Source organism: Bradyrhizobium sp. USDA 3364 (assembly GCF_054056355.1).
Genome location: NZ_JBSRYG010000002.1, coordinates 6702067 through 6715248 on the forward strand (window position 1 = coordinate 6702067; position 13182 = coordinate 6715248).

General features: G+C 65.8%; 9 protein-coding genes. 5 read left to right on the forward strand and 4 right to left on the reverse strand.

From position 1 onward, the window contains the following. The first annotated feature begins 217 nt into the window (after nucleotides 1–217). The 4 genes from ACVILL_RS31320 (at nucleotide 218) to ACVILL_RS31335 (ending at nucleotide 5951) form a co-directional block, all read left to right on the forward strand. A complete protein-coding gene (locus tag ACVILL_RS31320) occupies nucleotides 218–2722 on the forward strand; it encodes a penicillin-binding protein 1A (RefSeq protein WP_456732589.1) in 2505 nt (834 codons plus the stop codon). A 204-nt stretch (nucleotides 2723–2926) separates the two neighbouring features. Further along, nucleotides 2927–4058 (forward strand): peptide chain release factor 2 gene (prfB, locus tag ACVILL_RS31325; protein ID WP_456732590.1). Its coding sequence is split into 2 segments (ribosomal slippage): nucleotides 2927–2995 and nucleotides 2997–4058, totalling 1131 coding nucleotides; the frame shifts between segments, so codons are not numbered across the junction. A gap of 3 nt (nucleotides 4059–4061) precedes the next feature. After that, nucleotides 4062–4931: an NAD(P)-dependent oxidoreductase gene (locus ACVILL_RS31330; RefSeq protein WP_456732591.1), complete on the forward strand. Its 870-nt coding sequence runs from the start codon at nucleotides 4062–4064 to the stop codon at nucleotides 4929–4931. An 84-nt stretch (nucleotides 4932–5015) separates the two neighbouring features. Then, nucleotides 5016–5951 carry a DMT family transporter gene (locus ACVILL_RS31335; RefSeq protein ID WP_456732592.1) on the forward strand — a complete coding sequence of 312 codons (936 nt, stop codon included), beginning with the start codon at nucleotides 5016–5018 and terminating at the stop codon, nucleotides 5949–5951. On the opposite strand, the gene ACVILL_RS31340 is transcribed toward ACVILL_RS31335, so the two are convergent. Next, entirely contained in the window at nucleotides 5911–8064 is a 2154-nt protein-coding gene (locus ACVILL_RS31340) for a carbamoyltransferase C-terminal domain-containing protein (protein WP_456732593.1), read from the reverse strand. The genes ACVILL_RS31335 and ACVILL_RS31340 overlap by 41 nt on opposite strands. A gap of 160 nt (nucleotides 8065–8224) precedes the next feature. Between ACVILL_RS31340 and ACVILL_RS31345 the strand changes: the two genes are divergently transcribed. Then, nucleotides 8225–9481, forward strand: a complete 1257-nt coding sequence (locus ACVILL_RS31345; protein ID WP_456732594.1) for an ABC transporter substrate-binding protein — start codon at nucleotides 8225–8227, stop codon at nucleotides 9479–9481. A 222-nt stretch (nucleotides 9482–9703) separates the two neighbouring features. Here ACVILL_RS31345 and ACVILL_RS31350 read toward each other — a convergent pair whose 3' ends face one another. From ACVILL_RS31350 to ACVILL_RS31360, 3 genes are read right to left on the reverse strand one after another with little or no spacing between them, the layout of a single operon-like run. Further along, nucleotides 9704–11011 carry an O-antigen ligase family protein gene (locus tag ACVILL_RS31350; RefSeq protein ID WP_456732595.1) on the reverse strand — a complete coding sequence of 436 codons (1308 nt, stop codon included), beginning with the start codon at nucleotides 11009–11011 and terminating at the stop codon, nucleotides 9704–9706. Between the two features lie 6 nt (nucleotides 11012–11017). After that, entirely contained in the window at nucleotides 11018–12445 is a 1428-nt protein-coding gene (locus ACVILL_RS31355) for a glycosyltransferase family 4 protein (protein WP_456732596.1), read from the reverse strand. Then, nucleotides 12442–13182 (reverse strand): ABC transporter ATP-binding protein, encoded by a 741-nt coding sequence (locus ACVILL_RS31360; protein WP_456732597.1) that lies wholly within the window; start codon nucleotides 13180–13182, stop codon nucleotides 12442–12444. The genes ACVILL_RS31355 and ACVILL_RS31360 overlap by 4 nt, the downstream gene beginning before the upstream one ends.

Below are 13182 nucleotides of genomic sequence, written 5' to 3' on the forward strand. Positions count from 1 at the left end.
TATAGACAATGGACCGCAGGTCCGCAGAATCGACCATATTGTCCGGCGGCTCTTGTATTTTCGCGTGCGCAAGGTGGCTCGCTGGGCCAAGGCCTCGTTGTACGGGGCCTCGTTTAAGAGCCTTCGTTGTGTGAGCCTTCGTTGTGTGACGCATTCGCACTTTTGGACAGGCGCCTCGAACGACTAGGCGCCGGAGGGTAGGAACGGAACGTCGATAATGCGCCTGCTCGTGCGGTTTATGGGTTTCTTGTTCGCCGCCGGAACGGTCGTGTTCCTGGTCGGTGTCGCCGGCGTCGCCGGCGCCATCTGGCATTTCTCCAAGGATCTGCCGGACTACTCGCAGCTCCAGGACTACGAGCCGCCGGTGATGACCCGCGTGCACGCCTCCGACGGCGCGCTGCTCGGCGAATACTCCAAGGAGCGCCGGCTCTATCTGCCGATCCAGGCGGTGCCGAAGCTCGTGATCAACGCGTTCCTCGCCGCCGAAGACAAGAACTTCTACGAGCACGGCGGCATCGACTATCAGGGCATGGCGCGCGCCGCGATCCTCTACGCGCAGAACTACGGCTCCAACCGCCGCCCCCAGGGTGCCTCGACCATCACTCAGCAGGTCGCGAAGAACTTCCTGCTAACGAACGAGGTCTCGTTCTCGCGCAAGATCAAGGAAGCCTTGCTGGCGATGCGCATCGAGCGCGCCTATTCCAAGGACCGCATCCTCGAGCTCTACCTCAACGAGATCTATCTCGGGCTCGGCGCCTACGGCATCGCGGCGGCGTCGCTGGTCTATTTCGACAAGTCGGTCAACGAGCTGACGATCGCGGAAGCATCCTATCTCGCCGCGCTGCCGAAGGCGCCGGCCGCGCTGCATCCGGTGCGCAACCGTGACCGCGCGATCGAGCGCCGCAACTATGTGATCGACCGCCTGCTCGAGAACGGCTGGATCAAGCAGGCCGACGCCGACAAGGCGCGCAAGGACCCGCTCAACGTCACCAGCCGCTCGAACGGCGCGCATATCTTCGCCGGCGAATATTTCGCCGAGGAAGTCCGCCGCGACATCTTCGAGCGCTACGGCGAAAAGAAACTCTACGAAGGCGGCCTGTCGGTTCGCACCACGCTGGATCCCAAGATCCAGGTGATGGCACGCAAGACCATGGTCGCCGGCCTCGTCAACTACGACGAGGCGCAAGGCTGGCGCGGGGCGCTGCACAAGCTCGATATTTCCGGCGACTGGGGCGTCAAGCTTGCCGACGTCAAATCGCTCTCCGACATCTCGCCATGGCGGATGGCGGTGGTGCTGGAAACCAGCGACCAGTCGGCGCGGATCGGCTTCCAGCCGGGCCGCGAACTCGGCGGCGCGGTGAGCAAGGAGCGGCAGACCGGCATCATCACGATCGACGGCGTGCGCTGGGCCAAGAGCAAGGGCAAGGCGCCGACGGCGGTTTCGCAGGTGCTGCAGCCGGGCGATGTGATCTATGCCGACCCGCTGGTGACCAAGGAGGGCACGGCGGTCGAGGGCCAGTATCGCCTGCGGCAATTGCCTGAAGTGTCGGGCGCGATGGTGGCGATGGATCCGTGGACCGGCCGCGTGCTCGCGATGGTCGGCGGCTTCTCGTTCGACCAGAGCCAGTTCAACCGTGCGACGCAGGCCTACCGGCAGCCTGGCTCGTCGTTCAAGCCGATCGTGTACTCGTCGGCGCTCGACAACGGCTATACGCCGTCGACCACCGTGATCGACGCGCCGATCGAGATCGATCAGGGGCAGGGCGCCGGCGTCTGGCGTCCGGAGAACTATTCGACCGGCAAATATTACGGCCCGACCACGCTGCGCAACGCGCTGCAGCGCTCGCTCAACACCGTGACGGTGCGCCTCGCGCAGGACATCGGCATGCCGCTGGTCGGCGAATACGCCAAGCGCTTCGGCGTCTATGACGAATTGCCGAATTATCTGTCCTATGCGCTTGGTGCCGGCGAGACGACCGTCATGCGCATGGTCACCGCCTATTCGATGTTCGCCAATGGCGGCCGCCGGGTGAAGCCGACGCTGATCGACCGGATCCAGGACCGCTACGGCCACACCATCTTCAAGCACGACACCCGCGAATGTCGCGGCTGCGACGCGCCGGGCGGCTGGAAGAGCCAGCCGGAGCCGCAGCTGGTCGATCGCCGCGAGCAGGTGCTCGACCCGATGACCGCCTACCAGATCACCGAGATGATGGAAGGCGTGGTCCAGCGCGGCACCGCCACCGTCGTGAAGGAGGTCGGCAAGCCGATCGCCGGCAAGACCGGCACCACCAACGACGAGAAGGACGTCTGGTTCGTCGGTTTCTCGCCGGATCTCGCGGTCGGCGTCTACATGGGCTACGACAAGCCGCGCAATCTCGGCCGCGCCGCGACCGGCGGTCACGTGGCCGCGCCGATCGCGCGTGACTTCCTGAAGCTTGCGCTCGCCGACAAGCCGCCGACGCCGTTCAAGGTCCCGGCCGGCATCAAGCTGATCCGGGTCGACGCCAAGTCCGGCATGCGGGCTGGTCCCGGCGACGGCGGTAACACCATCCTCGAAGCCTTCAAGCCGGGCACCGCGCCGCCGGACAACTACTCGGTCATCGGCGTCGCCGATGCCGACGGCCGCGGCCCCGCACCTGGCCAGCAGCCGTCGCAGAATGGCGGGCAGCAGCCCGATGGCGGCTTCTTCATGCGCCCGGGAACCGGAGGGCTCTATTAGAGCGTTTTCGAACGAAGTGGACACCGGTTCGCGTGAAGAAAACGCGTCAGAACAAAAACCTGGAGCTTCGTTCCGATGCAATCGGAACGAAGCTCTGGCGGGCCATCCGGCCGAATCGCCGGGATAGTTCGGCCAAGCCGATTGCGCTTTGCCGCGCCGGTCGCTACATCCCCCGGAACCTTTTTAGCCAACACCTGAAAGATCATGCGCGCGGAAATCGAACGCCTTGTTGAAGAGATCAAGCAGTCAGTCGGGCTGCTGAGGAGGCATCTTTGACGTCGAACAATCGACGGCACGCCTCGCTGAGCTGAACAAGCTCGCAGAAGATTCCAATCTCTGGAACGATCCCCAGAAGGCCCAGCGGCTGATGCAGGAGCGCACCTCGCTGGAGGATGCGCTCTCGGGCATCGGCAAGGTCGAGCGCGAGCTCGAGGACCAGATCGGCATGATCGAGCTCGGCGAGGCCGAGAACGACGCGGGCGTGGTTGCCGACGCCGAGAAGGCGCTCAAGGACCTCAAGAAGGAGGTCGCCCGGCGCGAGCTGGAAGCGCTGCTCTCCGGCGAGGCCGACAAGTTCGATTCCTATCTCGAAGTCCATGCCGGCGCCGGCGGCACCGAGAGCCAGGATTGGGCGCAGATGCTACTGCGCATGTACACGCGCTGGGCGGAGAAGCACGGCTTCAAGATCGAGTTCCTCGAAGAGTCCCAGGGCGAAGAGGCCGGCATCAAGTCGGCGACCATCCAGATCTCCGGCCACAACGCCTATGGCTGGCTGAAGACCGAGGCCGGCGTGCATCGCCTGGTGCGCATCTCGCCGTTCGATTCGAATGCGCGGCGGCACACCTCGTTCTCGTCGGTGCAGATTTTCCCCGTGATCGACGACAGCATCAAGATCGAGATCAAGGAGTCCGATGTCCGCACCGACACCATGCGGTCGGGCGGCGCCGGCGGTCAGCACGTCAACAAGACCGAGTCGGCGGTGCGCCTGACGCACATCCCGACCGGCATCGCGGTGGTCTGCCAGGCCGGCCGCTCCCAGCACAAGAACCGGGCGCAGGCCTGGGATATGCTGCGCGCGCGGCTCTACGAGATCGAGCTGAAGAAGCGCGAGGAGCAGGCCGCTGCCGACCAGGCCGCCAAGACCGATATCGGCTGGGGCCACCAGATCCGCTCCTATGTGCTGCAGCCCTATCAGATGGTGAAGGACCTGCGGACAGGCGTGCAGACCTCCGACACGTCGGGGGTGCTCGACGGTGACCTCGATGAATTCATGGCGGCGACGCTGGCGCAGCGTGCCTTCGGCACCGGGCCCGGCTCGGTCGAGGATGTGGATTAAGCCATGCCGCGCGTCGCTTTCATCGGATTGGGACGCATGGGCCACGGCATGGCCGGCCGTTACCTCGATGCCGGCTTCACGGTTGCGGTGTGGAATCGCAGCAAGGCCAAGGCCGAGGACCTGATCGCGCGCGGCGCGCTGTGGGCGACCTCGCCGGAGGATGCCGCGATCGACGCCGATGCGGTCGTCACCATGGTCGCCGACGATGCGGCATCGCGCGACGTCTGGCTGACCAGGGACGGCGCCGCCGCCACGATGAAGGCCGGCACGCTCGCGATCGAATGTTCCACGGTCTCGTATCAGCACACGATTGAGATGGCAGGCGAGTTGCGGAGCCGCGGCCTGATCTACATCGATTGCCCGGTCACCGGCCTGCCGGAGGCGGCGGCCAGCGGCAAGCTGACGCTGCTGGTGGGCGCCGATCCGGCCGACCTCGAACGTGCGCAACCGTTCCTCGCGCCGATCAGCAGCACGATCCGTCATTTCGGCGCGGTCGGCACCGGCACCGTGTTCAAGCTGATCAACAACCTGATCGGCGCGGTGCAGATCGCGAGCCTCGCCGAGGGCGTGGCGATCGCCGAGCAGGCCGGTCTCGACATGCAATTGGTGGCTGAGGCGCTCGCGACCGGAGCGGTTGCAAGCCCGCAGGTGATCCGCCACAGCAAGCGGATGATCGACCGCAATTTCTCCGGTGCGTCGTTCACCGCGGCGCTGCGCCACAAGGATGCGGAATATGCGGTGCGGCTGGCCGAGACATTGCTGCCCGGCGTACCCGTGAGCCGCGCCGCGCTCGCCGCCTACGACAGGGCGAAGGCCCATGCGCCCGACGCCGACGAGGGCCAGATGATCGAGATCGTGTCGCGGCCGAAATAGGCGGACCAGCCATTCACGGAAATCGGGTGGCCATCGCGGCCCGGGGCGGCTAGGCATCCGCGCCAGCGCAGATGAGTGCCCGCCATGGCTTCCGCCGACAACAGCATCGATCGCCGCGACTGGGGGCTGCTCGGCCTGCTGTCGGTGCTGTGGGGCGGCTCGTTCTTCTTCAACGGCGTGATCCTGCGCGAATTGCCGCCGCTGACCCTGGTGCTGCTGCGCGTTGCGCTCGGCGCAATCATCCTGCTGCCGCTGCTACGGGTTAGGAAGATCGAGTTTCCGCGCGGGGTGTCCGGCTGGGCGCCGTTCTTCGCGATGGGATTGTTCAACAACGCGCTGCCGTTCTCGCTGATCGTGTTCGGGCAGACCTATATTCCAAGCGGGCTGGCCTCGATCCTCAATGCGACGACGCCGCTGTTTGCGGTGGTCGTGATGGCGGCGGCCGGCGAGGAGCGGCTGCAGGCGCGCCGCGTGGCGGGCGTGGTGGTCGGACTTATCGGGGTTGCGATCCTGCATGGCGACGCGCTCGGGTTCGAGAGCAGGCAAGGCATCGGCATCCTGCTGTGCCTCGCGGGCGCCTTCAGCTACGGCATCGCGGCGCTCGTCGGGCGACGGCTGCCGCAGCGCGTGCCGCCGCTGGGCACGGCGACGTTCCAGATGATGGCCTCCAGCGTGATGATGGCCGTCGTCGCCGGCGTAGCCGAGCGGCCGTTGCTGCTGCCGATGCCGCACGTGACGACATGGCTCGCGGTGCTTGGCCTCGCCGCGCTGTCGACGGCGCTGGCCTACATCGTGTTCTTCCAGATCCTGCAGCGCTCCGGTGCGACCAATGTGATGCTGGTGACGCTGCTCATTCCGGTCACCGCGATGCTGCTCGGATATCTCGTGCTGGGCGAGCCGATCGCGCTGCGCGAGGTGATCGGCGCGCTCGTGATCGCGAGCGCGCTGCTATTGATCGACGGGCGCGTGCTGGCCTGGTTCAGCCGCGCGCCCGCTTCCACGCCGCATACCATCCGCTGAAGCGTCCGCTGTCGCGCTCGCCGCCATGCCAGGCGGCATAGGCGGTGCCGTCATCGGCAACCAGCACCACGGCATCGAGCCCCTTGGAACGGCGCAGCGTGTCCATCGCCTGCGCCGGCGTCTGCGCGATCGGGCCAGCGACGTTGAACGACGTGTTGACCGACATCTCGACGCCGATATGGCGGCCGAGCGCCTTCAGATAGGCGTAGGTGAGGGGATCGTCCGCCTCGCGCACGATCTGGATGCGGCCGGTGCCGTCGGCATGCACCACGGCCGGAATCTTCGCGCGCGCCTCCGGCTTCGAATGCGCCGTGAGCACCATGTAGTTGTAGGCGTTGTAGTCGGCGTCGGAGGCGCCGTCTTCCAGTTCGAAATAGTCGCGCGCCGCCTCAAGCGTCGCCATCGGCGCCAGCGGCCGGATCGCCTCGCGATACTTGACGCGCTCGTTGAGCCGCTCGCGCACCTCGGGGTCGCAGGGATTGGCGAGGATCGAGCGGTGGCCGAGCGCGCGCGGACCGGTCTCGGCCGCGCCCTGGTAGATCGCGATCACGCCGCCCTGCGCCACCATGCTGGCCATCAGATCGGCAATCGCGTCGCGTCCCTCCGATGTCGCGACGTTGCCGATCTCGGTCGAGGCGACGTCGTCGGCGCGCAGCGCTTCGGTGATGTCGGCGTTCGAGGGCGGCAGGCCGCAATAGAATGCGTGCGAAAGCGGCGCGCCGCGCGGGGCGCCCGCCATATGGGCGAGCAGCCACGCCGCGCCGATCGGCACGCCGGGATCGCCGGGCACCGGCGGCACCCACATGTGCAGCCGCGTCTTGCGCTGCTGCGCATGTTCGAACCACGCCTCGTCGAAATGCTCGAGCAGCCGCATGTTGCCGAGCGCGTTGAGCGCCACGCCGCCGGTCAGCACCAGGCGGTCGGTACCGGTGACGCGCAGCAGATGATCGATGACATGGATCATCGCGTCCTCGAACACCAGTTGCGTCGCGGCCGCCTTGTCGACGCGGTCCTTTGTGTCGGGGCGGTGATGGATGTCCTCGACGCGCAGCACGGCGTCGGGATTCCACAGCTGGTCCGGCCGCAGCGGGGGCCCAAGAATATCGATCAACGGCTGGTGATAGGGATTGTCGGCGGGATCGGCATACCAGTTGGCCATCGCGCGATTGAGCTGCACGGTGCCGTCGGGCCCGAGATGCAGCACCTGCTTCAACCGCTGATAATACGGATTGGTGGCGCGGTTCATGTCGCCCCAGGCGGCGGCGCCCATGTAGCGGCCTTCGCTGGAGAGCCAGGTCCAGCCGCCCTGGCTCGACGAGATCACGGTGTAGAAGGCGCCGAGCGAGTCGAACAGGCTCTCGTTGCAATAGAGCTGCTTCATCTCGCCGTCCTCGGCGACGTAGAGCGAGAGCGAGCCGACATCGCCGGTGCCGTCGAGCACGGCGATCGCAACGCGCTCTTGCAGATCGGCGAACGGCGAGGCCGTGAGCGAGTACCAGGCGTGATTGTCGTGATGCGGCATGCAGATCAGCGGCAGCTTCTTGCCGAGCCCGTACATCCTGCCGAGCCTGCGCGCGATCCGCCGCACCTGGTCCATCTCACGCAGATTGATCGCGGGCGCGATCGGCGCGCTCAGCAATTTCAGGCTGGCCGGCGCTTCCTCCAGCGAGGTGCGGATCAGCATCGCCAGCAGCGCGGGATAGTCCCATGTCGTGACGAAGGCGGCGATGTCGCCGATGTCGCGGCCCATCCGCTGCAACACCTTGCGCATGTCGTCGAGCGCGTGCTGCGGGAATTCGTTGGTGTGCTTGTTGCCGGAGAAGCGCTCTTCCTCGTTGTTGACGATCAGGCGCGGGCCGTCCTTCTGGGTGACCTCGATCAGCGCGACCCCGGTGTTGTGCGTGCCGGGGCAGGCGAGGCCTGCGATGTAGACGGTCTCGCCGCGCTGCAGCTTGTCGCGGATCGAGGCGATCGTGCGCTGCGCGAACCTGCCATTGACCTTGTGCAGGCCGCGCTGCGCCAGCAGAGCCTCGCCGACGCGGCGCGTGATCTCATAGCCCGCGGCCGCAACACGCGGGTGCCGCGGACCGGTACGGATGTCCGGTTTACGCAATCAGAACGCCTCGACTCGTGGTCCCCAGACCGACCTTCAATCACAATTAACGCCAGGCAACAATGCCGTTTCGCCCAACGGAAATACCCAGCGCTTGCCAGCACATGCGTCCCTTGCGAGACTTGCCGCCAAAACCAACGACAAAAATCGGGAGAAAACGATGCCGGCTCGTTCTGGATATATTGGCGCAATCGCGGCGTTCGCAAGTGCCGCACTGATCGCGACCTCGGTCGCACTGACCGCGACCTCGGCCGCTGCGCAGAAGAAATACGACCCCGGCGCGACCGATGGCGAAATCAAGATCGGCAACATCATGCCATACAGCGGCCCGGCCTCGTCCTATGGCGTGATCGGCAAGACCGAGGCCGCGTTCTTCAAGATGATCAACGAGCAGGGCGGCATCAACGGCCGCAAGGTCAATTTCATCAGCTACGACGACGCCTATTCGCCGCCGAAGGCGATCGAGCAGGCGCGCAAGCTGGTCGAGAGCGACGAGGTGCTGCTGATCTTCCAGCCGCTCGGCACGCCCTCCAATTCGGCGATCATGAAATACATGAATGCCAAGAAGGTGCCGCAATTGTTCGTTGCCTCCGGCGGCACCAAATTCGGCGACCCCAAGAACTTCCCCTGGACGATGGGCTTTCAGCCCAACTACCAGAGCGAGGGGCGAATCTATGCGAAATATATCCGCGACAAATTCCCCAACAGCAAGATCGCGGTGTTCTGGCAGAACGACGACGCCGGCAAGGATCAGTTCAAGGGCCTGAAGGACGGGCTCGGCGACAAGGCCAACATGATCATCGCCGACAAGTCCTACGAGGTGTCCGATCCCTCGATCGACTCGCAAATCGTCGCGCTGCACGATTCCGGCGCCGACATCTTCTTCTCCTGGGCGGCGCCGAAGGGCTCGGCCCAGGCGATCCGCAAGGTCGGCGAGCTCGGCTGGAAGCCGAAATTCTTTCTCGCCAACACCGCGACCTCGGTCGCCTCGGTGCTGAAGCCGGCGGGGTTGGAATATTCCAAGGGCATCATCTCGACGGCCTATCTGAAGGACCCGACCGATCCGACCTGGGACAAGGATCCGGCGGTCTCGAGCTGGCGCGCCTTCATGGACAAGTATTATCCCGACGGCGACAAAGGCAACGCCAACAACCTCTATGGCTATGTGCAGGCCGAGGCGATGGTGCAGGTGCTGAAGCAGTGCGGCGACAATCTCACGCGCGAGAACGTCATGAAGCAGGCCGCCAGCCTGAAGAACTTCCACTCCGACCTGATGCTGCCCGGCGTCATGGTCAATACCTCCGCGGACGATTACTTTCCGATCGAACAGATGCAGCTGATGCGGTTCAACGGCGAGGCGTGGGAGCTGTTCGGCGACGTCATCACGGGCGAGGTCGGGCACGAGGCGTCGCGGTAGGGGGCTTGGTCGCTATGTGGGCGGCGCTGGCTCGGCAAACACCACTGTCGTCCCGGCGAAAGCCGGGACCCATAACCATTGGCGCGTGTTGCTGAACCGAGCCGTGGCTCCAGCGTCGTGCAACAACGAGCATTTTGTGGTTATGGGTCCCCGGGTCGCGCTTCGCTTGCCCGGGACGACATCGAGTGTGTTGCACGGGTCGTGGGTGCAGGGAAGTCCGTTTCAGTTGGCTGGCGTGGGACCTGCCGCGACGATCTTCTCCGGCCGGCGGGCGCGCAGCGCCATGCCGCCGGTGACGCCGACGCCGATCACGTACATCCAGCCCTCGTGAAAATCGGCGAGATGCGAATTGAGCAGCGAGCTCGTGATGTTCTGCACGACGATGGCGAGCCCGATCCAGCTCACGAGGTCGCGGCCGGCGAACAGCCTGACGTGGCTGGTCCACATTGCGTACAGCAGCAGGATGCCGATCAATCCCCACTGGATCGCGACATTGAGGGTCTGGTTGTGCGGGTTGTTGATCACCTCGGCCTCGAGGCCAGCCCGTCCGACCGCGTCCTGCGTGAACATATGTTGGATCGAGCCGGTGCCGTGCCCGAGCCATGGCGCCGCGGCGATGAACTTCACCGACTTCCGCCAATAGGTCAGGCGCTGCGCCGTGGAGGCGATGCCCGAGGTATCCTGCGCGCGATACTCGATGCCGACGTCGGCGATGCGCTGGCGCAGATAGGGCGACGTGGTCCAGACCACGAGGCTGGTTACGGCGACACCGGCGAACAGAAGCCGCGTGGCGCGACGCGACAGATGCAGCGAGGCGAACAGGATCAGCAGCGCCGGCATGTAGACCAGCGCGGTCCGCGCCGACACGACGTAGAGCATGTTGACGACGAACAGCAGCATCAGCGCAATGGCGCCGGCGGCGATCCGCCATTGCCGGGCCCGCAGCGCCGTCAACGCCGGCAGCGCCAGCGCGAAGGCACAGAGCGCGAATTCCTGGCTTTGATCGAGGTAGTTCTTGACCGGCACGCCGTCGGATGCGGTGTGCGCGAGCTTGAGCTGCGGCAGCGCCAGCACGATCCAGGACAGGATCATCAGCAGCGTGCACGACGCCAGGAAGGCGGCGAACACGCAGAACCCGCGCTGCGAGTGCCGGAAGTAGCCGAGCAGGAACGGCAGCAGCAACAGCTTGCTGAGCGGCTTGATGCCGTGCAGCCGCTCGGCCCAGCCTGCCTCCGACCACGCCACGCCGATCACCGCGAGCGCGACCAGCGCGATCGGCAATGCAAAGGCCGGCTGCGCAAGGTCGAGAATGAACTGCTCCCAGTCGATGGTCGGGATCACGACGACAAGCCACAGCAGCATGAAGACGGCGAGCGCCGTCGTCGACCACGGCAGCGCGGCTGCGGCCAGCGCGATCAGGATGTCGATGGCGCGGGTATAGGCGGGGGAATCGCACCAGGCGCGGCCGCGGTCGCGCCATCGTGCTGGCGGTTCGATGGCGAGGCCAAAGGCGTCGGAATCGGTGCTCATGACCGGTCACACGCCGTGCACGGTCGCGCCGCTGAAGTTCGTCATCGCGGCGGTGAGAGCCGCGGCGGCCGCCGCGACGTCCGGGGCAGCCCGATGGGCCAGCAGGTCGCGCGCCTGGGTGTGGTGGCCGAAGCGCTCGGCGAGTTCGGTCCGGCGCTCGTGGATGCGGTCGCGCCATTGCTCGTGCTGTGCCAGCACACGCCTCACCGAGGCGCAGATCGATTCGGTCGAGAACGGATCGAAATAGTCGGCGAGCTCGCCCGCGACCTCGCGGAACACGGCAATGTCCGAGCACAGCACCGGCGTGTTGGCCGCGAATGCCTCGATGATCGGGACCCCGAAGCCTTCGGCCAGGCTCGGCATGATCAGGCCATGCGCGCCCGCGATCAGCGCCGCCTTCTCGTTCTCATCGACATAGCCGGAGAAACGAACGTTCTTCGGCAGATTACGCGCCTGGTTGGCGCCACCGGCATAGCCGATCACGACGAGATCGGCCTGCGGCAGCTTGCGGAAGGCGCGGATGACGGCCGCGAGGTTCTTGCGGGGCTCATTCGAGACGATGACGACGAAGCTCGGTCGTGCCGAGACGGTGGCCGGCACCGGCGCAGGCGGCGCTTCCGCCACATCGAAACGGGTCCGCGGATAGACCACCCGCGCCGGAATGTGCGCATATTGCGGGAGCAGGGCGCGGAAGCGGTTCATGCTGTAGTTCGAGACGAAGGCGAGCTCATCGGCCTGATGCACGCTGGTGAAAAGGCGCGACAGGAACAGGCGGGTGGCGATGTCGTCCAGCTTGAGATCGGTGATCGGCAGCAGGTCGTGCACCACGCAGATCACCTTTGCGCCCGGGCGGCGCTGGATCGCGACCCGGGTCGGCGTGTCGATGAGAATGACGTCGTAGTCGCGCGCATCGACCCGCGGCGGGGGCAACCGGGTCAGGGCTGACGTGTCCTGATAGGTGTAGAAGCCGGGTTCAAGCAGGAAATCGCCGAACAGCTCGAGATGGCGCAGATCGGTCGGAATGTATTCGAGGCCCTCGGTCCGGTTCTCGATCAGCTTGACGCTGGTCGGCAGCAGATGAATCGAGCGCAGGAAGGCGATGATGAATTCCAGCGAGGTCGCCGCGTCGAGCTTGTGCTTGAACCAGTCGACGGTGCGACGCAGGCCGCCGCGCATGATCGGCGAGCTCATGTCGGTTTCATCGAGGTAACGATACAGCGCGAGCAGCTCGATCAGCCGCGAGTCCTCGGGCAGCAGGCGCGTCCGCTGCTGCCTGCGGCGCAGCTTCCGGTACCGGCGCGTCGTCTCCACCACGAGGGTCAGGGCATGACCGTCGCCGGCCAGCGAGCGGATCAGCTCGCGCGTGAAATGGAAAATCCCGCGCTTGTGGTTGGGCTCGCCGAGCGCCTCGCTGACGACCAGGATCTTTGTCATGCGCTTATTTCTCTGAGCTCGAGGTGATGCGGGACGGGCGCATCCAGCGCAACGGTGCTGGCGATGCGGCCGTGATCGAGGTTGATGATGCTGTTGCAGGTCCGCCGCAGCAGCGCGTGGTCGTGCGAGGCGATGATCACGATTGCCGCGGTCTCGACCATCCTGCGCAGCCGCTGCTCCGCCTTGGCCGAAAAGTTCTCGTCGACCACGCTGAGCCATTCGTCGAGCAGCAGGATGTCGGCGGGAAACGCGGTCGCGGTCGCGAACAGCACGCGCATCAGCATGCCCGACGAGAACATGCGCAGCGGCAGCCGCTGCATGCGCGGCTCCAGCTCCGTGAAGGCCCAGATCTCGTCCAGGATCGCCGGCGTCGGCGTGCGCCCAGAGATCCGCAGCAGCAGGTTGATATTGTCGGCGGCGACGAAATCGAGATTGACGCCGGCACCGAGGCCGAGCAGCGGCACGATGTTGCCCGATATCTCGACTTGGCCGCTGCTGGCCGGGAACACGCCCGCGATCAGCCGCAGCAGGGTGGACTTGCCGGAGCCGTTCGGGCCGGCGAGGCCGATGCGGGCGCCGGCCTTCGCCTCGATCGAGATGTTGTCGACCGCGCGGATGGTGCGCATCTCGCTGCTCCGGCGGAACAGGCGGCCGAGCAGGCGGCGCTTCAGCGAGAAGTCGTAGGCGCCGTACAGCGGATAATCGAGGCAGACGTCGCGGAGCTGGATGCTTGCCAT